Raw genomic sequence first — 21,472 nt, forward strand, 5'->3', positions numbered from 1 at the left:
GGTTTCCTCCTCACTCGCTACATGCGTCCAGAGATGGATCCGCGCATGAACACCCTACGCCAGCCATATTGCGACGCAATATTCATTTTTTGAGGACGAGGGCATAATCAGAGTATCGGACCGGAGGAGAGCCCGTGCCTATGATACTATTGCTTAGGTTCGCTAGTCAGTTTGCAGCATGCTGCACCACGATAACGCGGCGCAGCACACCTTTTCGCTCGAAGAAGCCCACGTGGGGCAGCCTCAATCTTCTCAGTTGGTCGGGTCTACTGGATGCGGAACGCGGAATGCAATCGCAATACGGTTCCAGACATTGATCGTGCCGATGGCGACGGTCAGTTTTGTGATTTCGTCCTCTGAGAAGAAAGGCTTCAACATCTCATAGTGCGCGTCCGGCGCACCACTCTCTGAAACGGTGGTAAGCGACTCTGTCCACGCAAGAACAGCGCGCTCCCGTTCGTCATAAAGAGGAGATTCTTGCCAAGCCGAGATGAGCGCGATCCACTGCTCTCCAAGCCCATCTTTACGCGCTTCCTTCACATGCATATCAATGCAGAACGCGCATCCATTGATTTGAGAAGCTCGAATTTTCAAGAGATGGAGAAGACGAGGATCAAGGCCAGCCTCTTTGGAGACAAACTGCTCCAAAGCCCAAACGGCCTTAAATGAATCTGGAGAAGCCTTCATGTAGTCAATCCGGGGTTCCATCGGCATTCCTTTTCTTCCTCATTGGATTGTTAAGACTGGGTGCGAACATTCGCATCCAGAAAAGCGCAGCTTCGGGCAGCCAACGAGCCATCATCGTCTTTGGTCACTTGTGCCAGAAGGTCCGCAATCGTCACTTGTCTCAACTCGGCGCGATATGCCCTCTCAGCACGCAACATGGCGGCATTGATCTGGCACGGCGCAGAATAATACTTCTCAGGCAGAGGGTTGGGGCCGTTTCGCCGAATTTCCTTGCAGCGAAACGCTGGCTCTGGACCTTCAACCGCAAGAACAACATCCAACAGGGATATCTCTTTCGGGGTTTTGGCGAGGTGATACCCCCCTTTGGGCCCCGGAACTGTTGCAACAATCCCGGCTCGAGACAGAGCCTGTAGGTGCTTCAAGAGATAGCTGGGAGAGATACCGTGAAACTCTGCCAAGGCGGCAGCAGAAAGCACCTGTCCTTTCCCCAGCCCCGCGAGCATCGCAACGGAATGGATGGCCTGCTCAACACCGTCCCCAAACTTCATGTTCAACCCCTCTGCAATTCATGGATATTTTTTATCCGTGATTCGATATTTATTCAAGCTAAAAAGTGGACCGCAGAAACTTGCGCCTTTTGGGCAGATCCAATCTGTCGAAAAATGACGCTACACTGGTGCAAGTGAACGGAGGAAAGATCAATGACGCCAGCTAGCGAAACCACTCGGTCGAAAGACAGGCCCTGGATGTTTCGCACCTACGCCGGTCACTCCACTGCAAAGGAGAGCAACGCTCTTTACCGGCGCAACCTGGCAAAGGGACAAACAGGTCTTTCCATCGCCTTCGACCTGCCCACCCAACTCGGTTATGACCCTGATGATCCACGCGCCGCTGGTGAAGTTGGCAAGGTAGGTGTGCCCGTAGCCCACTTGGGAGACATGCGGGCCCTGTTCGACGCCATTCCCCTTGACCAGATGAACACCTCCATGACCATCAACGCCACCGCGCCTTGGCTGCTGGCACTTTACGTGGCCTTGGCAGATGAGCAGGGCGTTGCCCGAGATGCCCTGAGTGGCACGACGCAAAACGACATCATCAAGGAGTACCTCTCCAGAGGAACTTATGTGTACCCGCCTGCGCCGTCACTGCGGCTCACCACCGATGTGATCTCGTGGACCTACGCAAACATGCCAAAATGGAACCCCATGAATGTGTGTTCCTATCATCTGCAGGAAGCAGGCGCGACACCCGTTCAGGAGCTTTCCTTCGCACTGGCAACCGCAATAGCGGTGCTCGATCACCTCAAGGCGTCCGGGACTGTCCCTGAAGCAGAATTTCCGATGGTGGTGGGCCGCATGTCGTTTTTTGTAAACGCTGGCATGCGCTTCATCACTGAGATGTGCAAGATGCGCGCCTTTACCGAACTTTGGGATGAAATTTGCCTGACGCGCTATGGCGTGAACGAGGAAAAGTACCGCCGTTTCCGCTATGGCGTTCAGGTCAACTCGCTGGGCCTGACTGAGCAGCAACCAGAAAACAACGTCTACCGCATCCTTATCGAGATGATGGCTGTTGTACTCTCGAAAAATGCGCGCGCCCGTGCAGTGCAGCTACCCGCATGGAATGAAGCTCTTGGCTTGCCACGCGCTTTCGATCAGCAATGGTCGCTTCGGATGCAGCAAATCATGGCCTATGAAACCGACCTTCTGGAATACGCCGACATTTTTGATGGCTCCACCGAGATTACGAGAAAAGTTGAGGCACTCAAGTCAGAGGCGCGCGAAGAACTTCAACGCATTGAAGAGATGGGCGGCGCGGTAAAGGCAATTGAGACAGCCTACATGAAGCGACAGCTGGTGGAGGCAAATGGCGCCAGAGTAGAACAGATCGAGAGCGGCGATCAGGTCGTTGTTGGCGTAAACCAGTGGACCGAAACCGAGCCCTCTCCGCTTACAGTCAACAACAGCGAAAACATCCTCAGCGTCTCTCGGGAGGTTGAAGCAGAAGCCATCGCAAACCTTCAAGCATGGCGTGCCACACGCGACGAGCGAAGGGTGCAAGAAACACTCGCCGCGCTAAAAACAGCAGCTTCACGCGGTCAAAACATCATGCCCCCGTCCATTGACTGTGCCAAGGCTGGCGTCACAACAGGGGAATGGGGCTTTGCTCTGCGCAGTGTCTTCGGAGAGTATCGTGCTCCCACGGGGGTTAGCACTGCAATGCGCAACGACACCAGCGGGCTTGAGGGGATCAAGGCGCGGGTCGATGCGCTATCCATGAAATTGGGGCGCAGAGTTAAAATACTTGTTGGGAAGCCAGGGCTCGATGGCCATTCTAACGGCGCGGAGCAGATCGCCGCGCGGGCGCGCGACTGCGGCATGTCGGTCGTCTACGAAGGGATTCGCCTGACACCTGCACAGATTGCCGAAGCCGCAGAAAAAGAACGGGTGGATGTCATCGGACTGTCTGTGCTCTCCGGCTCTCACGGAGCGCTCATGGACGGAATACTTGCAGCGCTGCTAGACCGGAACCTTAAGGATGTACCTATCATTCTAGGCGGCATCATCCCGCCAGAAGACGCAGCAGCACTCAAAAAGAAGGGTGTTGAGGCGGTCTACACGCCAAAGGACTTTCACATTACGAAAATCATATCCGACATTGTTGCTCTCATAGAACGCAAACAAGGCTGAGCATCACACCTACCAATGCCGGTAGTAATAGCGCCGCTTGTAATACCTTTTACGCCATGGATTGTGGCGCCGGTAATAAAGCGGCGTTCCGAACCCGAACTGATAGCTGTAATAGGGCGTCACAGGCACGGGCTGCACATAGATGCGAGGCTGTACATAGGTGCGCGGCAAGGGTCCGGATTTCAGATAGCGACCATACACCCAACCGCGGACTCCCCGAAAAGACACATCACACCACCTACTGCGCAAACAGCGGTGCACGACAGCCACACCGGTCTGAGGTACTTGCAACAGGATTGGAAACTGCGTGCCGGGTCCAGTACGCATGTTGACGCGCGTGGTGGCATAGGCGGTCCAGGAAGCATAGGCCGACACCTGCGCAAACATAATCATCCCGACAATCAAGCCAGAGGCGAGCAACAGAATGCGTTTCATGAGCCATCTCCATGTCTCATGCCCGAACGGTTGAACTGCACCCCGGTTCAAAGCTACTTGATGTTGCCCGCCCCCTCCCGATCGGCATTAGGAGAGTTTGGGTCAGCGCGATTGCCAAACGGAATGACAAGCGGAGTTCCATCATTCTTTGGCTTGGGAATGCCCACCACCTCAGGCGGCTTTCGGTTGGGAACAGTCGCATCAGGATAGGCACCAACAGGTCGGTCGCTGGCCGGTCCCAGCGCCTCGGGATAGGCGCCCAACGGCGCATTAAAGCTCGAGGACCCACCAGAACCGTAACTGGGCGTGAACCCGCCGCCTGCGGGCCCAACCGGTGAGCTTGGCATCTGTGCCCAACTGGCTGAGGCCAGCACGCTCAGAGCAAACGAGATGCTTAAAACTCTTGAAACTCCCAATGGTTTGGGCATCGTCCCCTCCTAGGGATCTTATTGTTTAGACCAAGTGTATCGAAGACCCCATTTTTTCGCTAGTAAAACACTTGTGCATTGGGTTAACAGCTCATTGAGCCCGCGCGACAGCATATCCATATGCGGGGCTCAAACGTCCGTCCCTTCAGAACCACCGGAACGCCAAGCCCGCCATGAGCAACAGACTGAAAATCGTCACCTGGAACATCAACTCGGTGCGCCTACGCCTGCCAATCGTTGAGAAAATGCTGCTGGACCACGCACCGGATGTGTTGTGCCTTCAGGAAACCAAATGTCCAGATGGCAGCTTCCCGTCTGCCGCACTGGAGAAACTGGGCTACCGTCACATCGAGTTTCATGGCCAAAAGGGCTACCACGGCGTAGCCTTGATTTCCCGCGTTCCTCTCGAAAACGTGGAGCGTCGAGAGTTCTGTGGCATGGGCGATACCCGCCACATTGCGGCTGACATCGCGTTCAACGGCAGCTCATTCCGCCTGCACAATTTTTATGTACCAGCGGGCGGCGACATTCCAGATCCCGAACTGAACAACAAGTTTGCGCACAAGCTCAAGTTCCTGGATGAAATGGAAAGCTGGTTCTCCACCTTTGAAGGTGAATCCATTGTAGTTGGAGACCTCAACATCGCGCCCTATGAGACAGACGTCTGGTCTCACAAGCAACTGCTGAAAGTGGTGTCCCACACCCCACTGGAGTGTGAACGGCTCGAAGCGGTTCGTAACGCTGGCAAATATGTAGACACCATGCGCAAGCACATACCGATGGAAGAAAAGGTCTACACGTGGTGGAGCTACCGCGCCAAGGATTGGTCCAAGGCCGACAAGGGGCGCCGTCTGGACCATGTATGGATGACGGCAGGCACCGCGAACCACACCAAGGATGTCACCGTTATGCGTGACGCGCGCGGCTGGGAAAAACCATCGGATCACGCACCGGTGGTTGCCGTTCTCGAAGCTTGAGTTTTATTGAAGGCCCGGCAAACCTCCGGGCCTTTCATTTGCCTGCCACTCTTGATCCCCATGGGCGCTTGGGGGTAAAGGATGCCCAAGGAACAACCAAAAAGAACGAGACGCATGCGCGGCTACTTTGCAGTGGGCTCTGAAGGCCTGTCTAAAACCATGAACCTCGGCACCTTGATGCGCACCGCTCATGCATTCGGCGCCAGTTACTTTTTCTCCGTTGATGCGGATCCGCGACTTGGTAAGGCCATGAAAGCCGACACCTCCAAAAGCCCGGACCACCTGCCCTACTTTGCATGGTCATCACCGGAAGAAATGATGTTTCCGCGTGGCTGCAAACTGGTTGGTGTGGAGCTGACTGACGACGCAGTAGATTTGCCCAGTTTCGGTCACCCACTGCAGGCGGCCTACATTTTGGGGCCTGAGCGTGGTTCTCTGTCGCCGCAGATGCAAGAACGCTGCGACTTCATGGTGAAAATCCCAACTAAGTTTTGCGTTAACATCGGCATCGCGGCTGGCATCGTGCTTTATGACCGCTTCAAGGTTCATGGCAAGTATGCGGAGCGCTCGCTTACCGCAGGTGCCCCCAAGGACCCCATGCTTGAGCATGTTCACGGCGCTCCCTTGTTTCGCACCGGGCGAAAAGTGCCGGGAACCAGCTGAATTAAGCGTGATTCGAGCGTGTAAATGCAGCTTTCCACGCACATCAACCAAATTCACAGGCGCTCGCATGCCGGAAAAACAGCCTGCCGTACACGCGCATTCCCAAACGGCACCTCTTTTGACTTAAACGGCAATACCCGCCTGAATTGTAGAGGCTTTCTGTGCTGGCTTACGGTTTTCCGTAGCATGAACAGTGTATCGGCCCAGCTCCAAAGCCTTCCTGAAAACGCGCTAGATACATCGATATCAGCGCAGTTTTGCGCTCTGAAGCAGCACGCGGCGCCGGCTCGTCGCCATCAAAAAAGGCCCCATTTTGTTTGACGGATAAGGAGTTACACGAAGTCTTGCCCGGGCCTCCACGGATTGTCTGGAGGACAATGCAACCACGCCACACTGTCGCCAAGTTTATGCTGCCAGCGTAACGCTAGAAATTACAGTGTTTTAAGTTTCCACGACAGGCTAAGGGTCTTCAACCCTTTAGTAACCATCTTTAAGGTAACCTTAAAACTAAGTTTATGGTGTGTTTCATGCGCGCACCAAATGTTGAGCAGCGCAAACGAAGCGGTTTGGAGAAGATGCAAGCACGTATCCTGATCACTGCCATTATGGCTCTAGGTATCTCTGGCGCAGCGGCCCATGCGCAGTCAGCCAATCTGGTTAAACAGAACCGGGACTGGGGTGCTTACACGTTTAGCGGTCAGAACGGCAAAATCTGCTACGCGGTATCAAAGCCAACGCAGCTGTTGCCCACGGACCGTAACCACGGCGACGTATTTTTCTTCGTCTCGACCCGCCCTAATGAGCAGGTCAACAATGAACCAAGCGTCATTGTAGGTTACAATTTCCGTGAAGGCTCCACTGTGACAGCAAACGTGGACGGCACCACATTCACAATGTTTACCAAGGGCGACGGCGCTTGGGTGCAGAATGCTGCAGAAGAGCAGCGTCTGATAAACGCTATGAAAGCCGGTCGAGAAATGACCATTTCCGGTGTATCCGGACGCGGCACTCAGACCACATACAAGTTCTCTTTGAGCGGCATTACAGCTTCCATCAATGATGCGAATGCGGCTTGCCGTTAAACACTAGGTATTGGCAGAGGCAAAACGGGCAGATGCGATTTTCTGATTTATATTCTCAAACAGAAACTTAGCAAAACTCGGCGCACGATTTGGGCTTTAAACCATCAAAAGCCCTTTCAACCTCCGCAAATTCAGGTATAACGACGCCTAACGGGCGGTGGCGAAAACGCTGCCGCCCATTATATTTGCAAGGAACGCAGAGCGCGCCGCACATTGCGAGCAGCTGCGCTGCAAACGACAATCAACGAGCTTAAAGAGTAGACCCCATGGCGATTTCGCTGGACATCGCGCACAAGCATAGCGACCCACTCATCAAGATTGCTGCGGTAGACGACGAAGCTGTGGCCAAATCTGCCGATGAGAAACCAACCCTGATCGGCTTGGACAGGACGGACCTCGGCAAGGCGCTGGAAGCGGTCGGCGTAGCCCCGAAGCAGGTGCGCATGCGTGTCAACCAGCTTTGGCATTGGCTCTATGTTCGCGGCATTTCCGACTTCGACAAGATGACGAACGTCTCAAAAGAGCTGCGTAATCGCCTGAAGTTCGCTTACACCATTGCCCGTCCTGAAATCGTCAGTGAACAGGTTTCTGTAGACGGCACCCGCAAATGGCTATTCCGTTTCCCCTCTCGCGGCGCTGGTAAGCCCGTGGAAGTAGAGACAGTTTACATCCCGGAGGAAGACCGCGGCACCCTCTGCATTTCCTCTCAGGTCGGCTGCACCCTCACTTGCACCTTCTGTCATACCGGCACACAGAAGCTGGTACGCAATCTGACTGCTGAGGAAATTCTCTCCCAGCTCCTCATTGCCAAAGACCGCCTCAACGACTTTCCTGATGCGGATGCCCCGGAAGGTGCGCTGGAGAACAACTCCAACCGCCGCCGCATCACCAATATTGTAATGATGGGCATGGGTGAGCCGCTCTACAACTTCGAGAGTGTCAAGAAGGCACTGTTGATTGCGTCTGACGGCGACGGCCTGTCGCTTTCAAAGCGCCGCATCACTCTTTCAACTTCCGGCGTTGTTCCAATGATCGAGCGAACCGGTGACGAAATCGGCTGCATGCTGGCGATCTCTCTCCACGCCGTCAATGATGAGCTGCGCGACGAGATTGTACCAATCAACCGCAAGTACAAGCTGGAACAGCTGCTTGACGCCTGCCGCAACTATCCGGGCCTGTCCAACGCCAAGCGTATCACCTTTGAATACGTGATGCTGAAGGGCGTTAATGACAGTCTCGACGATGCCAAGAAACTGGTGAAGCTGCTCCAAGGCATTCCGGCGAAAATCAACCTTTTGCCATTCAACCCATGGCCGGGCTCGCCCTATGAGTGCTCAGAGTGGGAACAGATTGAAGCGTTTGCTGATGTTGTTAATCGTGCAGGCTATGCGTCCCCAATCCGCACCCCGCGCGGCCGGGACATCTTCGCGGCTTGTGGCCAGCTGAAGTCCGCGTCCGAACGTCTTCGCAAGACTGAGCGCGAAGCACTCGAAAAAGCTCAAGCGGCCGGCGAAGCCTAAGCTTTTCTTAGACAATGCTTTCTCTCGGGCGTGCAAAACGCTCGCCCGAGATCCCCCTTTTCTCAGCTCTTCCCGCTGGACATTCAGGCATGAACTTGCGATCTGTTTTGCAGCAGGGGTTCGGCACTCTTGAAAGTCGCGCAGTGCGCCTGCTCAGACCAACAAGATTTGGGGCGCGAGATGGTCGATAGCAGCAAACTTTTTTTCCAGCTAATGAGGATAATCTGCGGGTTCATCGCCGCAGTGATCGCTGCTGGCCTGTTTTTCTCATGGGGCTATTTCCGCGCCAGCGGGCCAGACACCGATCCAATTGGCTTTATCGCCATGACGGGCTCGACCGTCGTTTCAGCCAGTATGATCGGCTCCCTCGCCCTGATTCCGGCCGTGTTTGCCGTCGGCTTTGCTGAGACAATGCGCTGGAAAGGTGTTGTCTATCATGTGGGCGCAGCTGGCCTTATCGCCTTGGCCATCTGGTCCATAGGCGATCAACTGCCCTCTGATGGAACATCGCTTGCCCTTCGCCCGGGCTCATCCATTGTCACATCTGCAGGCTTCATCGCAGGCTTTGCTTACTGGCTGGTCGCCGGACGCAAGTCCGGATGCTGGTGGATTGGTCAGCAAAACGATCAAAACCGCCACCCGCGCTAGCATCCGCTGTTCATGAACTGGGCGGAAGACCAGAAACTGACCTCTGCAACACGATACCCGCGTGACAGGAATTGGCCGATCTATTCGCCCAGAGCGGCCAATTCTCAAGTTCATCAAATTTTAGCGGTCCTTTAGCAGCCGAAGAGCGTTTGCAACCACGACCAGCGTGGCGCCCACATCTCCCAGAATGGCCACCCATAGGCTGGAAAGACCCAGCGCTGTCAACACGACCAGCGAGCCTTTCACCACGAAAGCAAACGCTATGTTCTGACGGATGATTGCAAGCGTTCGCTTTGAATGACCTATCAGCCATGGCAAGCGCGACAAGTCATCCTTCATCAAGGCGATATCCGCGGTTTCAATGGCGGCATCAGAGCCGATAGCGCCCATGGCGACCCCAAAGTTCGCCCGAGCCATGGCCGGAGCATCGTTGACGCCATCGCCAATCATCGCGACAATTGAATGCGTGCGTTCCAACTCTTCGACTGCCGCCACCTTGTCTTCCGGCAGAAGTTCGGCGCGCACTTCATCAATGCCGACGGCCTTCGCCACTTTCTCGGCTGTCGCCTTGTTGTCGCCAGTCAACATGACGAGCTTCTGAACGCCAGCGTCATGGAGGTCCTTGACCAAGGCGGCAGCGGTCTCGCGGATCTTGTCCGAAAGGGCAATTACCCCGCAAACATGGTGATCCGTACCAACCAGAACCACGGTCTTGCCATCAGCCTCAAGTTCGGCAGCGAGCGTATTGGCTTCTCCAATATCGAAACGCTTTTCCTGCAGGAAGCGGCGCGATCCGAGCCAGTAGGTCTTGCCATCCCGCTGACCCGACAAACCACGCCCCGGCAACAGTTCCACGTTTTCAGCGGGCTCGTACTCAACGCCCTCCTCATTTGCGCATTCCGCTATGGCCTGCGCAAGGGGATGGGAACTGCGCGCCTCCAGTGACGCTGCTCTTCGCAGCAATTCTTGCACGCCATGACCGTTCAGCGGCACGACATCAGTAACCGTTGGTCGTCCCTCGGTGATCGTTCCGGTCTTGTCGAAAGCAAGCGCTGTAAGGTGCGCGGGCAGTTCCAGGTAAACGCCACCCTTGATGAGCACGCCATTGCGGGCAGCAGAGGTGAGCCCTGCCACGATTGAAACAGGTGTTGAAATAACCAATGCACAGGGGCAGGCAATCACGAGCAGAACAAGCGCGCGGTAAAACCACTCCTCCCACGAGGGGCCAAACAGCACTGGCGGCGCAACCGCCATCAAAAGCGCAAGCACCATGACAGCCGGGGTATAAACTCGAGCAAATTTGTCTACCCATTGCTCAGCTGCCGCACGTCGCCCTTGAGCATCGCTCACCATGCGAATGATGCGCGCCAGCATGGTATCGTCTGCGCCCTTGGTAGCTTCAACCTCAAAGGTGCCTTCACCATTGATCGTGCCAGCATAAACGTCCGCACCGACTTCCTTCATCACGGGCACGCTTTCACCTGTGATCGGAGCCTGATCCACGCTGCCGATGCCTGACCGAACGATGCCATCAAGAGGAATGCGGTCTCCGCCGCGCACCACAAAAACCGTCCCCGGCACAACGGACTTGACGTCCACTACGTCTTCCCGACCATCAGAGTGCTTAATGCGTACCGTGCTTGGCGCAATATCCATCAAGGCTGCAACGGCCTTGCGGGCCCGCCCGACACTCCAGCTCTCCAGATACAGCGATAGAGAGAACAGGAAGGCGACTGTTGCCCCTTCAAACCACTCGCCAATCCCGATTGCACCAGCTACAGCTACCATCATGAGAAGGTTCATGTCCGGGCGCAGCGTTTTCAGCGCGTACCAGGCTTTGGGAGCAACCAACCGAGCACCGGCAAAAATCGCAGCAAGATAAACGATCTCAACGCCAAGTGACGGCGTGCCTGAAAGAACCTGAAGGAGGTCAGGCTGTGAACCCGATCCAAGGTACTGAGCAGCCTGCAGAACAAGAGCGATCCCCCACAGGATGCCTGAGGCCAGCGTGAATGAACCAAGGCGCTTGTGCATCCGCTCTCGTGCTTCATCGGCTTCGCTGTCGACGAATGGCGTAGCCTTCATGCCTGTAGCGTTCACGGCTTTGATGATGGTTTGATCGCTAACATTGCTGGCTGTTGGTGAGACTATCATCTTGGTGTTGAGGATATCGAAGCCAAGATTGTCGGCGGATCCAACAACAGGCCCGACAGCTCGGCGCAAAATGCCGATTTCCTCCGCGCAGCACAGACCCTCTACTCGGAAAGAACGCGCCCCGTTCCAGTCTTTCACGTCCGGAAGGGCTTTTTCACCACTACAGCAGCCACAACTCTCCGAGGCTTTTATGGGTCGTGGTTCGGGTTCAGCTTCCGAACTGCAGCAGGTGTCGGCTTTCGCCCCGCCTTCTTTCGCTTCGCTGCCACTAGCCCCCTGTTCGGCGGCGTGAACATGTGCGCTGCAGCCGCAGTCAGAACCAACATGCGCGACGTGATGATGCGCACCAACATGTGCTTTAGAGCTACCACAACAGGAAGCGTGAGCCATCTTGTCAGACATCCTTTTTCTCCATGCAAATCACTTCGCACTTAGAGATAGGACCTCTAGTCGCTGTAGCTTCAACCCCTATTTGCGAAAAACTCGCAGATAAGCAATGAGCCGGATGGAAGCAGACGATTTTTAAAGCTTGCTGATGCCGTTTTTATCCGGGCATTTTTCCAACGCACCAGCCACGGTGAGACCGCCGCCAATCAGCGCATTCGGCCAGATTTCCGCCAGCGGCACCAGCACAAAAGCCCGCTCCATCATGCGCGGATGGGGCACGCTGAGAACGTCATCTTCCACTCGGGTTTCCCCATAAAGCAGAACGTCAATGTCAATGGTCCGTGGGCCCCAGCGTTCATCACGCACACGCCCAAGCTGTTTCTCGATACCAAGGCACGCCTCAAGCAGGCGCTTTGGTGACAAATGGGTTTTGACGGTAACGCAGCAGTTGCGGTAGTCGTCCTGAGGTACGGGCCCCCACGGAGGGGTGCGGTAGTCTGAGGACCTCCCCACCACCTCAATGCCCTCAAACGCAGACAGAGCTGAAATCGCGGCCTCAATGTAGGACTTGGTATCGCCCATGTTCGAGCCAAGGCCCAAGGCGGCCATCACCACATTACTCTGCATATCGCCCGCCCATTTCCTTCATGGCTTGCACAATTCGCACGGCATCCGCGTGCGGTTTCACATCGTGAGCCCGCACAATTTGTGCTCCAGCCTGCAACGCCAGCACATGTACACTGAGCGACCCAAACAAGCGCTCCTCCGTCTCCACGTTTAACACATGCCCCACCATGCGCTTGCGCGAGGCACCGGCCAGGACCGGACGTTCCCACTTCTTCAACGCGGAAAAGTTCTGAAGCACTTGATAGTTCTGCTCAAGGGTCTTGCCGAACCCGAACCCCGGATCGAGTATTTGGTGGTGACTGGGAATGCCCGCAGCCTCCGCCAACTTCAACGAACGCTCAAAGAACCGATCAAGTTCCGAGAGGATATCAAGGGCAGGATCCGCCTCGGTCCGGTTATGCATCATGATCACCGGCACATTCGCCTCAGCCACCACGGCCGCCATATCCGGGTCTTTTTGCAGCCCCCATACGTCGTTGATGATATGAGCCCCTGCGGCAACCGCCGCCCGCGCTACGCTCGCCTTGTACGTATCAATTGAAATGAGAACGCCCAGATCCTTAATGCGCTCCAGTACAGGCAGTACGCGCGACAACTCCTCACCAGCTGCCACTGGCGTCGCTCCAGGCCGCGTGCTCTCGCCCCCAACATCGAGAATGTCGGCACCTTCTGCAATCATTTGCTGAGCGTGAGCCAAAGCCTCTGCCGGGCCGTTGTGACACCCGCCATCCGAGAAACTATCCGGAGTGACATTCAAAATGCCCATCACCAGTGGGCGCTTGGAGGCCTCGAGTAAAGAACTTGAGAAAACTGCGGTCAAGGGCTCCCCCGTGATCATGGCATTAGCAGCAACATTGATCACGGGACATGCTCTTTTTTCGACAAGAAATCAAGCCAAGGCAGGGTGTGGTGCCGGCAAACCGCACAAGAGTTGTTTCACCTCATGCATTCTAAGGCGCCACCTGGTCCATCACGGGGACTTCTTTTGGAAGGATCGCATGGCCTCCCCAATACAAAATCGCGGTTAGGAACGTCATGCCGGGCAAAACAACCGCAAGTGCCAGCAGCGGGTCCGGAATGAAAACCGCCACAATGGCGCTGCCCAGCAAGCCAACGCCGATCTGAACAAAACCCATCATGGCCGAAGCGGCACCTGCGATACGGGGAAACGGATGCAAGCCGCGTACAGTCATGGACGGCAAGATCAAGGCATTTGCAAAGGCAAACGCGCCCACAGGAAGCATGATGCTGAAGTAACCTGGCTCCAGATAGAAATAGCCATAGATCAGCCCTAGCCCACTTGCGACCCCGAACATAGACCCCAAAGCCGCCACAGTGTCGGATTGCAGACGCTTCATAAGCTGGCGAGTCAACACACCGCCAAGAAAGAAGCACCCGGTTTGCATCAGCATGCCCAAGCCGAACTCTGTAGGGGTCAGACCCACAACTTCAATCAGAACAAACGGCAATACCGTGGCGAGCATGTAAAATCCACCGATGGTTAAACCTAGGATCAATGCAGGTATCAGAAACACCGGGTGGCAGAGAAGCAAGCCATATGAGGCTGCGAGCCGCTTCGGGTTTATCAGCGCCGGGTCTTTGTATCGGTTGGTCTCCGGCAACCACACCAAAACAATACCCAGCACCACGAGCCCGTAGAGCACCATGAACGCGAAAATCGCCTCCCAACCTAGGAGCTCAAGAGTGACCCCACCAATAAGCGGCGCAAAAGCCGGCCCGGCGGCCAGCATCATGCCGATCAGGTTCATGATCGCCGCGCCCTTGTCACCGGTGAATTGATCTCGAATGATGGCGCGAGAGACAGCAATTCCGCAGGAGGCACCAAGGCCCTGAATAAATCGGCCGATAAGCAGCCAGTCGATGGTGCTGGCCGCAAAAGCCATTAGGCTGCCGACAAGGTACGTTCCTAAAAACCATAGCAGGATGGGTCGGCGTCCATAGGCATCAGACAGCGGCCCACATACCAATTGCGCGACTGTGAAGCCAACAAAATAGCACGTCATTGTGAGCTTGATGGTCGACATCTGGGTGCCAAACACATCAACAAGCTCCGGCATGGCCGGTGTGTAGAGCGCAAGAGAAATGGGGCCAAGTGCAACAAGCACGGCCCCAATAATTGATGCGCGTCGTTCGCTCACGAGCGGAGAGTGCATTACGATCTGAGCTCCGACTTGGCCCCGACACTTAACTGATCACGCATTTCCCGCAACCGATCCTGAAGTGCATCAAACTCCTCAGCTGACATATGCGGCCCTGACATCCCACGCACTTGCTCTCCAATACGCTTAAGCTGCTCTACCAGCTCCAAACCCTTGCCAGTGATCTCCGTCATTTTGCTCCGCCGATCCTCAGGATGCCGCTTTCGCTCCACAAAGCCAGCACGTTCCAGCGCATCCAGATGACCGACGACCGTCATGGGTTCCACCATCATGCCCTCTGCGACCTGGTTCTGACGCAGTCCTGGATAGTGGTAAATATAGGCAAGAACCCGAGCCATGCCGGGCGTAATCCCCATACCCTTTTTTGTGATTTCTGCTTCAAATGCGCGGCGATAGGCCCGCGCCGTATCTAGAAGTACAAATCCGAAACTTTCTCGCTCTGTCTTCGACATACGCCCTCTGAAATTTTGTAAGGTAAGCTTATAAATAACGCAAATTTATATCTGCAAATTGTCATTACGTAAAGTGAACATACCATGGATCACAGGTTGCGAAACCTCGAAAGGTCTTGCGAAGGTGAGTAGCCGAATAACCTTTTATACTCGCGGCTGAACTGCGATGCGCTGGCATATCCAACACGAAAGGCAGCCTGACTGGCACTCAACCCCTCCGACAACATCATTGATCGTGCTCTTTGAAGGCGAATGTTTTTGATGTACTGCAGAGGGGACTTTGAGGTGGCAGCCTTGAACCCCTCATGAAAAGAAGACGTGCTCATGCATGCAATGCGGGCCATCTCCTCCACCGTTAACGCAGAGTTGGAATACTCGCTTTTGAGCAGTTGAAGCACGCGGTTGATACCCTGCCGCTTTTCCGAAACATGGAACAGACGCCGAAACGCCGCCCCTTGCTGCGACAAAGCCAAATGGTACAAGAGCTCGCGGTAATAGCCTTTTGTCAGAAAGCTCGCATCCCTCTCGTTGGACAAGCATTGAACCAAACGCCAGACACAATGGCGCGCCGCACTCTCCAGCTCGAATGAGGGCCCAAAAGACTGTTCCGATGGCATAGGGCTGAACTCATCGGTGAGTTCCAGAAACAGATCTGACGCCGCACCGCGATCAATCTCGGCTTTCAGGAAACAAGCAGGCTTTTCTCGCGACGCCGCAGATACTTCCAGATCGATTGCCTCAGCGGGGCTCAATAGCAGGCAAGTGAGCGCGGCATAGTTGTTTTGGTGGCCAGCGACATGACCGACAATGGAATCGGTCGCGAAGACAAGCAAGGCTGGTTGATGTTCGGCGAGGGACACCACGGTGGGGTTGTCGAACCGGTAGACTGCGATATTTTCGTGAAACGTCTGATTTGGCCCCACTTTCGAAGCCAGCTTTTTCAATCCGTCATTGAGCCAATCCATTGAGGACAGGAGCATTCCACCATAGCCTAAGGCTGCCCACTTTTTCAGGAGGCACAGCCAATCCAACATACCATCAGGACTTCTAGTTGACTCAAATAGTCAGGATTGCAATGCGATAAACTACGCAGTCTAATGAAGCGCATTCGGCCCTACGTAAATGTTGCGCGACCATAGAACTGACACACCTGATCTATACGTAACTAGGCAATACTTAAGTTCATCGGGGTACGCCCGGGAGGCATGCGTGCATCTGCCTGAAGCCAATCGAACGGACTTGGAGCTTGACGAACTGCGCCTCAGCTTTGATGAGCGCGGGTTTTCGTTCCACCATCATATTGATAATCCTGGACGTATTTGGCGCAACCTTTTCACGGAGAGCGAAGAGGTGTTTGTGGCGTTGACCCCGGGGCTGACACTGGCTATTAAAGGCGCGCTTAAGCCAGTACGACCTTTTGAAGAATTTTCTTTGGAGCCCCGTACTCGGTTTGACATTGTCGGAACCTCTTGGCACGAATGCCAGTGGGTCTACGGCTACGAAATAGCGGGCACAGAGCCGCTGCTACGCGTAATGCGTAAGGGCGGGTTACTCTTGGAAGAAGATTGGACCTTCTACCATAGCAGCTAGTTGAGGGCCTCCGAGACGTTTTGGCGAGATGACCTTAGGTTTCTTGCCCCAACCAAAGACGGGTACAATTTAGACTGTAGAGCAGTTCATTTTGTCACATAAATAGGATAGAAGAACCCGTCTTTCATAGAGAGTAATCGCAGGAAGAAGCATGTGCCGCAAAATGCTTGCGCGCACGAAACTTCCTTATGGCCTTATGGAGCCTTCATGAAACTTCGCAATATTGCGATTATTGCCCACGTTGACCACGGCAAAACAACCCTGATCGACGTACTGCTGAAGCAATCCGGCGTCTTCCGCGAAAACCAACGCACCGAAGAACGCATGATGGATTCCAACGATATCGAGCGTGAACGCGGCATCACCATTCTTGCCAAGAACACCTCTCTCGTTTGGAACGATACACGAATTAACATTGTCGACACCCCTGGCCACGCCGACTTCGGCGGTGAAGTTGAGCGCATCCTTCACATGGTCGACGGCGTTGTGTTGCTGGTAGACGCGGCTGAGGGCCCCATGCCTCAGACCAAGTTTGTGCTTGGCAAAGCCCTCAAGCTTGGCCTCAAGCCAATCGTTGCGATCAACAAGATCGACAAACCAGAACAGCGTGCCGACGAAGTGCTGGACGAGGTATTCGACCTGTTTGCATCTCTGGATGCGAACGAAGAACAGCTCGATTTCCCTGTCGTCTACGGTTCTGCCAAGCAGGAATGGATGGCTCTTGAGCCAACCGGCCCGCAAGAGAACATGGCACCGCTTTTCGACATGATCCTCGACAAGGTTCAGGAACCGGAATCCGAAGAAGGCGATTTCCGCCTGCTGGCAACAACCATTGAGTCTGATCCGTTCCTCGGTCGCATTCTCACCGGTCGCATCGCCTCCGGCACCGCCAAGCCAAACATGCCAGTCAAAGCACTGTCACGTGATGGCAAGCTGATTGAAACCGGCCGCATCTCCAAGGTTCTCGCTTTCCGTGGTTTGGAACGCCAGCCCATTGAAGAAGGCGAAGCGGGCGATATCGTCTCCATCGCAGGTCTGACCAAGGCCACCGTTGCAGACACCATTGTCGACCCACAGGTGACAGAACCGATCCAAGCACAGCCAATCGATCCGCCAACCCTCTCCATGATGTTCCGTGTGAACGATGGCCCGTTGGCTGGCACCGAAGGCTCGAAGGTTCAGTCCCGCGTTATCCGTGAGCGCCTTTTGAAGGAAGCTGAAGGTAACGTGGCGCTGCGCGTCGAAGAGACCGACGAGGCCGATGCCTTCATCGTTTCTGGTCGCGGCGAACTTCTGCTGGCGATCCTGATTGAAAACATGCGCCGCGAAGGCTTCGAGCTGTGCGTTGGCCGTCCGCGTGTGGTTTATCAGGAAGATGAAGCTGGCAACCGCCTGGAGCCAATCGAAGAAGTTATCATCGACGTTGATGACGAGTACCACGGTGCAGTGGTTCAAAAGCTCACTGAGCGTAAAGCTGAGCTGCTTGAAATGCGTCCATCCGGTGGTGGTCGTACGCGTCTGGTGTTCAATGCGCCAACACGCGGGCTGATCGGTTATCAGGCTGAACTGATGTCTGACACCCGTGGCTCCGCGATTTTCAACCGCGTGTTCCATGAGTACGCACCCTACAAGGGTCAGATCCAGGGTCGCCACACCGGTGTTCTTCTGTCCAACGGGCAGGGTGAAGCGGTTGCCTATGCGCTCTTCAACCTGGAAGACCGCGGCCCAATGATGATCGATCCGGGCACCAAGGTGTATCAGGGCATGATCATCGGCGAGCACACCCGTGGCAATGACCTTGAGGTGAACGTTCTCAAGGGCAAACAGCTCACGAACATCCGTTCTGCCGGTAAGGACGATGCCGTAAAGCTGACCACGCCGATGAAGCTGAGCCTCGAAGGTGCGCTCTCTTACATCGCCGACGATGAGCTGGTGGAAGTGACCCCGGAGTCAATCCGCCTTCGCAAGGCTCTGTTGTGCCCGCATGAACGTAAACGCGCCGAACGTGCAGCAAACAAAGGCGCAGCGTAAGCTCGTGGCCTCATAGCAATTGAAAAAGGGAAGGTTCTGTGCCTTCCCTTTTTTGCATTCAACCAGCGGCATCCTCCGCGACCGGCGTTTTCTTGAGCGCCCCCTCGTCTACCCTGATGTTTTCTTGAGCGTTCTTCTTGGCTTGGCGGCGCTTCCAGTTTGCCTTTGCCCGGGCTGTGGTCATGCGAGATCCATCTGGCGACCAGCCCGGCGGACCAAACGTGTAGCCAACAAGCTCACGAAAGCTCCGCACGCCTTTGAGGTCTTTCAGCATCGCCATCCATTCATGGAATGCGACGTAAAAGATGTTGTTGCTTTCCAGCTCCTTACCGATGCCATAGCGCGGCGGCTCCTCCCTTACTTCCTCGGTGAAGGTGCCGAACATGCGATCCCAGATGATCAGCGTGCCGCCATAGTTGGAATCCAGATAACGAGGATTGGTCGCGTGATGCACCCGGTGGTGGCTTGGGGTGTTCAGCACATATTCCAGAGGCCCAATCCGATCCACCAGCTCCGTATGAATCCAGAACTGGTAGACGAGGTTGAGAGAGGCCACGAAGTAGACCATTTCCGGCGGGAAGCCGAGAAAGGCGACGGGCATGCCGAAAATGAATGTTAGCGCTATGGTGCCGGTCCATGTCTGCCGCAACGCCGTTGAGAGGTTATAGTGCTGGGATGAATGGTGGTTCACATGGCTCGCCCAAAACCAACGATATTCATGGCCAAACCGGTGCTCCCAATAATACGCCAGATCGTAGAGCAGATAGCAGATGGCAACGCTCCACCACGCCACAGGGATGTCCTCTATAAGCCGATTTCCATAGGCCCAGCTCAGCGCCGCATAGCTGGCGGCTGCGCCAAACGCGACCTTCACAACGAGGCTTCCAATGCCCATCGAAAGGCTGATCACCGTATCTTTGAAAGTATATCCGCGCCACTGACCTCGAAGGGCCACAACTCCCTCGACAATCATCAGAATGACGAACGCCGGTACAGAGTACGCGATCGGATCGATAAAGCCCATTGAGCAGCTCCCTCCCAAGAACACTCAGTTGCCCCACTACGCCTTGTCGCCTTCCACAACAACAGACGCAGGCAGCGCTTATCCTCCGATAAACGCTGCGTCTACTTTGGGTCACAACCTTAACGGGCTGACGATCTGAGTAAAGCCCTCAATTCAGTGCCAAAGGGGCCAAAACTGCAACCTTGGACGCATTAACCCACGTTGATTGCCACGTTATTGATCCCTTCAACAAGCTCTGTATTGGCATGCAGTGTGTTGCCATTCATGCCAACAAACATGGCAACATTGATGTTACCCTGCACCGCTGCGTTGTCGGTAAGCCCCAGCAGAGCATTCTTGGCCTGCGCCCAAGTAGGAATGCCGTCCGTTATGATGTTCCCATCGCCCGCCACCGCATATTCCGGGTTGCCCTCATTTTGAACATCGTTGAATTCACCCGGCCTATTTGCGTCTTCCAGCGCATCTTTTACAGCCTGGATTGCGATATCTGTTGAGTCACCAGGTTGGGCGCCCTTGATGAACTGGACATTGCCCTTGTTGGATACGGCTAGATAATTATCCCAGAATCCGGCCAATCGCTCGGCGCAAACGGCAGGTGCGATCGGATTACCTCCCGCGCCATTGAGGTTTGCAGACAAGATATGGGCCATCGCAGTAGATTGGTCTGGCAGCTTTACGACAATCACGGTGCACGAAGCCTGCCCACCTGTAAGAAACTGAATGTCATTAAAGTCGCCACTTTGGATCGAGCCGTAAGTGTTCGCTGGGATCACGCAATAATTCATGGTTTTGTCTCCTGGGTTGATAAACCTGAAGACGAACCACACCAATGCACGTGAGCCGTTCACGCCATACAGGATTAATAGATGGTGTGTGAAATCGCGGCCCATAAAAAAGGGGGCAAGGTGCGGTTGCCACACCCTGCCCCGATATCTTCTTCCTGCGAAAAGCCTTACTCGCCCGGCTCACCACGTTCGTTCTGACGACCGAAGTTCGGGGCGGCGGATTCCTGACCAGCTTCAATCAACTGGCTACGTATGCCGCGCGTGCGCGTGAACAGGTCAAACAACATGTCGCCATCTCCCCAACGGATAGCACGCTGTAGCGCGGACAAATCCTCGGAAAAACGAGCGAGCATTTCCAGAATGGCTTCTTTGTTGTTCAGGCAGACATCGCGCCACATGGTCGGGTCAGATGCAGCCAAACGGGTGAAGTCACGAAAACCTGAAGCCGAGTACTTGATCACCTCAGAATGGGTAACCGTTTCCAGGTCATCTGCGGTGCCGACGATGTTATAGGCAATGATGTGCGGCAGGTGGGAGACAACAGCCAGCACCAGATCATGGTGCTCAGCATCCATCGTCTCCACGTCGGATCCGCAACGTCGCCAGAACTGACTGAGCTTTGCCACCGCTTTTTCATCAGTGCCCAATTCCGGGGTCAAGACACACCAACGGTTTTCAAAGAGTGACGCAAAGCCAGCATCAGGACCCGAATATTCGGTACCTGCGATCGGATGCCCCGCGATAAAGTGTACGTTGTCCGGAATATAGGGCTTCATGGCCTTGATGACGTTGGCTTTCACCGAGCCCACATCCGTGACGATTGCGCCCGGCGCAAGGCCCGGCGCAATTTGCTCTGCCACAGCCTCACAGGCACCAACCGGCACGCACACGATCACGAGGTCTGCACCCTCCACGGCCTCCCGCGCGTCACGATAATATCGGTCGCCAAGGCCCAGCTCTTCAGCACGCTGCAAGGTGCTTTCAGACCGAGTGGAGATCACGATTTCTTCCGCAATATTCTCGCGGCGCATGACGCGGGCTAGCGACGAGCCGATCAGACCGATGCCAATCAGCGCGACACGGCTAAAGGAGGGTTCAGACATATGGCTTTC

The 21,472-nt window shown here is 55.1% G+C and carries 21 protein-coding genes; 8 read left to right on the forward strand and 13 right to left on the reverse strand.

What is annotated here, in order from left to right:
- Positions 1-252 precede the first annotated feature (252 nt).
- Positions 253-708, reverse strand: a complete 456-nt coding sequence (locus tag Q3Y58_RS15330) for a carboxymuconolactone decarboxylase family protein (RefSeq protein WP_274218284.1) — start codon at positions 706-708, stop codon at positions 253-255.
- Positions 709-737: 29 nt separating this feature from the next.
- Entirely contained in the window at positions 738-1,235 is a 498-nt protein-coding gene (locus Q3Y58_RS15335) for an RrF2 family transcriptional regulator (RefSeq protein WP_319622834.1), read from the reverse strand.
- A gap of 153 nt (positions 1,236-1,388) precedes the next feature.
- On the opposite strand from Q3Y58_RS15335, the gene Q3Y58_RS15340 reads away from it, so the two are divergent.
- Positions 1,389-3,377 carry a methylmalonyl-CoA mutase family protein gene (locus Q3Y58_RS15340; RefSeq protein ID WP_319622835.1) on the forward strand — a complete coding sequence of 663 codons (1,989 nt, stop codon included), beginning with the start codon at positions 1,389-1,391 and terminating at the stop codon, positions 3,375-3,377.
- A 9-nt stretch (positions 3,378-3,386) separates the two neighbouring features.
- Here Q3Y58_RS15340 and Q3Y58_RS15345 read toward each other — a convergent pair whose 3' ends face one another.
- Positions 3,387-3,812, reverse strand: a complete 426-nt coding sequence (locus Q3Y58_RS15345; protein WP_319622836.1) for an SH3 domain-containing protein — start codon at positions 3,810-3,812, stop codon at positions 3,387-3,389.
- A 53-nt stretch (positions 3,813-3,865) separates the two neighbouring features.
- The gene (locus Q3Y58_RS15350) at positions 3,866-4,240 is read right to left on the reverse strand and encodes a hypothetical protein (protein ID WP_274217528.1); all 375 of its coding nucleotides are present in this window, start codon (positions 4,238-4,240) and stop codon (positions 3,866-3,868) included.
- A gap of 173 nt (positions 4,241-4,413) precedes the next feature.
- Here Q3Y58_RS15350 and xth point away from each other — a divergent pair, with 173 nt between their 5' ends.
- The 5 genes from xth (at position 4,414) to Q3Y58_RS15375 (ending at position 9,130) form a co-directional block, all read left to right on the forward strand.
- On the forward strand, positions 4,414-5,217 hold the full coding sequence (gene xth, locus Q3Y58_RS15355) for an exodeoxyribonuclease III (protein WP_319622837.1): 804 nt from the start codon (positions 4,414-4,416) through the stop codon (positions 5,215-5,217).
- A 114-nt stretch (positions 5,218-5,331) separates the two neighbouring features.
- On the forward strand, positions 5,332-5,880 hold the full coding sequence (locus Q3Y58_RS15360) for an RNA methyltransferase (RefSeq protein WP_319622838.1): 549 nt from the start codon (positions 5,332-5,334) through the stop codon (positions 5,878-5,880).
- Positions 5,881-6,407: 527 nt separating this feature from the next.
- Positions 6,408-6,962 (forward strand): invasion associated locus B family protein, encoded by a 555-nt coding sequence (locus tag Q3Y58_RS15365; protein WP_319622839.1) that lies wholly within the window; start codon positions 6,408-6,410, stop codon positions 6,960-6,962.
- 266 nt (positions 6,963-7,228) lie between these two features.
- On the forward strand, positions 7,229-8,482 hold the full coding sequence (gene rlmN / locus Q3Y58_RS15370) for a dual-specificity RNA methyltransferase RlmN (protein WP_274217531.1): 1,254 nt from the start codon (positions 7,229-7,231) through the stop codon (positions 8,480-8,482).
- 180 nt (positions 8,483-8,662) lie between these two features.
- Entirely contained in the window at positions 8,663-9,130 is a 468-nt protein-coding gene (locus Q3Y58_RS15375; RefSeq protein ID WP_319622840.1) for a translation initiation factor 3, read from the forward strand.
- Positions 9,131-9,250: 120 nt separating this feature from the next.
- Here Q3Y58_RS15375 and Q3Y58_RS15380 read toward each other — a convergent pair whose 3' ends face one another.
- The 6 genes from Q3Y58_RS15380 to Q3Y58_RS15405 form a co-directional block, all read right to left on the reverse strand.
- Complete coding sequence (locus Q3Y58_RS15380; RefSeq protein WP_319622841.1) at positions 9,251-11,686, reverse strand: heavy metal translocating P-type ATPase; 2,436 nt, start codon at positions 11,684-11,686, stop codon at positions 9,251-9,253.
- A gap of 120 nt (positions 11,687-11,806) precedes the next feature.
- Positions 11,807-12,298 (reverse strand): 2-amino-4-hydroxy-6-hydroxymethyldihydropteridine diphosphokinase, encoded by a 492-nt coding sequence (gene folK / locus Q3Y58_RS15385; RefSeq protein WP_274217534.1) that lies wholly within the window; start codon positions 12,296-12,298, stop codon positions 11,807-11,809.
- Entirely contained in the window at positions 12,288-13,136 is an 849-nt protein-coding gene (folP, locus tag Q3Y58_RS15390) for a dihydropteroate synthase (protein WP_319622896.1), read from the reverse strand. The genes folK and folP overlap by 11 nt, the downstream gene beginning before the upstream one ends.
- Positions 13,137-13,248: 112 nt before the next feature.
- Positions 13,249-14,472 (reverse strand): multidrug effflux MFS transporter, encoded by a 1,224-nt coding sequence (locus tag Q3Y58_RS15395; RefSeq protein WP_274217535.1) that lies wholly within the window; start codon positions 14,470-14,472, stop codon positions 13,249-13,251.
- On the reverse strand, positions 14,472-14,930 hold the full coding sequence (locus tag Q3Y58_RS15400) for a MarR family winged helix-turn-helix transcriptional regulator (RefSeq protein ID WP_274217536.1): 459 nt from the start codon (positions 14,928-14,930) through the stop codon (positions 14,472-14,474). The genes Q3Y58_RS15395 and Q3Y58_RS15400 overlap by 1 nt, the downstream gene beginning before the upstream one ends.
- 89 nt (positions 14,931-15,019) lie before the next feature.
- The gene (locus Q3Y58_RS15405) at positions 15,020-15,910 is read right to left on the reverse strand and encodes an AraC family transcriptional regulator (RefSeq protein ID WP_319622842.1); all 891 of its coding nucleotides are present in this window, start codon (positions 15,908-15,910) and stop codon (positions 15,020-15,022) included.
- Positions 15,911-16,139: 229 nt separating this feature from the next.
- On the opposite strand from Q3Y58_RS15405, the gene Q3Y58_RS15410 reads away from it, so the two are divergent.
- Positions 16,140-16,520: a hypothetical protein gene (locus Q3Y58_RS15410; RefSeq protein WP_274217538.1), complete on the forward strand. Its 381-nt coding sequence runs from the start codon at positions 16,140-16,142 to the stop codon at positions 16,518-16,520.
- A 207-nt stretch (positions 16,521-16,727) separates the two neighbouring features.
- The gene (gene typA / locus Q3Y58_RS15415) at positions 16,728-18,551 is read left to right on the forward strand and encodes a translational GTPase TypA (RefSeq protein ID WP_274217539.1); all 1,824 of its coding nucleotides are present in this window, start codon (positions 16,728-16,730) and stop codon (positions 18,549-18,551) included.
- A 58-nt stretch (positions 18,552-18,609) separates the two neighbouring features.
- On the opposite strand, the gene Q3Y58_RS15420 is transcribed toward typA, so the two are convergent.
- From Q3Y58_RS15420 to Q3Y58_RS15430, 3 genes are all read right to left on the reverse strand, one after another.
- A complete protein-coding gene (locus Q3Y58_RS15420; protein WP_319622843.1) occupies positions 18,610-19,575 on the reverse strand; it encodes a sterol desaturase family protein in 966 nt (321 codons plus the stop codon).
- A 191-nt stretch (positions 19,576-19,766) separates the two neighbouring features.
- On the reverse strand, positions 19,767-20,495 hold the full coding sequence (locus Q3Y58_RS15425; RefSeq protein ID WP_319622844.1) for a hypothetical protein: 729 nt from the start codon (positions 20,493-20,495) through the stop codon (positions 19,767-19,769).
- A gap of 32 nt (positions 20,496-20,527) precedes the next feature.
- The gene (locus tag Q3Y58_RS15430) at positions 20,528-21,463 is read right to left on the reverse strand and encodes a prephenate/arogenate dehydrogenase family protein (RefSeq protein ID WP_274217542.1); all 936 of its coding nucleotides are present in this window, start codon (positions 21,461-21,463) and stop codon (positions 20,528-20,530) included.
- Between the last annotated feature and the right edge of the window lie 9 nt (positions 21,464-21,472).

It is taken from the genome of Nesiotobacter zosterae (assembly GCF_033843645.1).
Taxonomy (GTDB): Bacteria; Pseudomonadota; Alphaproteobacteria; order Rhizobiales; family Stappiaceae; genus Pseudovibrio; species Pseudovibrio zosterae.

Coding starts and splice junctions, on each gene's coding strand:
- Q3Y58_RS15330 (WP_274218284.1), bottom strand. CDS start 708: ATGGAACCCCGGATTGACTACATGAAGGCTTCTCCAGATTCATTTAAG.
- Q3Y58_RS15335 (WP_319622834.1), bottom strand. CDS start 1,235: ATGAAGTTTGGGGACGGTGTTGAGCAGGCCATCCATTCCGTTGCGATG.
- Q3Y58_RS15340 (WP_319622835.1), top strand. CDS start 1,389: ATGACGCCAGCTAGCGAAACCACTCGGTCGAAAGACAGGCCCTGGATG.
- Q3Y58_RS15345 (WP_319622836.1), bottom strand. CDS start 3,812: ATGAAACGCATTCTGTTGCTCGCCTCTGGCTTGATTGTCGGGATGATT.
- Q3Y58_RS15350 (WP_274217528.1), bottom strand. CDS start 4,240: ATGCCCAAACCATTGGGAGTTTCAAGAGTTTTAAGCATCTCGTTTGCT.
- xth (WP_319622837.1), top strand. CDS start 4,414: ATGAGCAACAGACTGAAAATCGTCACCTGGAACATCAACTCGGTGCGC.
- Q3Y58_RS15360 (WP_319622838.1), top strand. CDS start 5,332: ATGCGCGGCTACTTTGCAGTGGGCTCTGAAGGCCTGTCTAAAACCATG.
- Q3Y58_RS15365 (WP_319622839.1), top strand. CDS start 6,408: ATGCGCGCACCAAATGTTGAGCAGCGCAAACGAAGCGGTTTGGAGAAG.
- rlmN (WP_274217531.1), top strand. CDS start 7,229: ATGGCGATTTCGCTGGACATCGCGCACAAGCATAGCGACCCACTCATC.
- Q3Y58_RS15375 (WP_319622840.1), top strand. CDS start 8,663: ATGGTCGATAGCAGCAAACTTTTTTTCCAGCTAATGAGGATAATCTGC.
- Q3Y58_RS15380 (WP_319622841.1), bottom strand. CDS start 11,686: ATGTCTGACAAGATGGCTCACGCTTCCTGTTGTGGTAGCTCTAAAGCA.
- folK (WP_274217534.1), bottom strand. CDS start 12,298: ATGCAGAGTAATGTGGTGATGGCCGCCTTGGGCCTTGGCTCGAACATG.
- folP (WP_319622896.1), bottom strand. CDS start 13,136: ATGATCACGGGGGAGCCCTTGACCGCAGTTTTCTCAAGTTCTTTACTC.
- Q3Y58_RS15395 (WP_274217535.1), bottom strand. CDS start 14,472: ATGCACTCTCCGCTCGTGAGCGAACGACGCGCATCAATTATTGGGGCC.
- Q3Y58_RS15400 (WP_274217536.1), bottom strand. CDS start 14,930: ATGTCGAAGACAGAGCGAGAAAGTTTCGGATTTGTACTTCTAGATACG.
- Q3Y58_RS15405 (WP_319622842.1), bottom strand. CDS start 15,910: ATGCTCCTGTCCTCAATGGATTGGCTCAATGACGGATTGAAAAAGCTG.
- typA (WP_274217539.1), top strand. CDS start 16,728: ATGAAACTTCGCAATATTGCGATTATTGCCCACGTTGACCACGGCAAA.
- Q3Y58_RS15420 (WP_319622843.1), bottom strand. CDS start 19,575: ATGGGCTTTATCGATCCGATCGCGTACTCTGTACCGGCGTTCGTCATT.
- Q3Y58_RS15430 (WP_274217542.1), bottom strand. CDS start 21,463: ATGTCTGAACCCTCCTTTAGCCGTGTCGCGCTGATTGGCATCGGTCTG.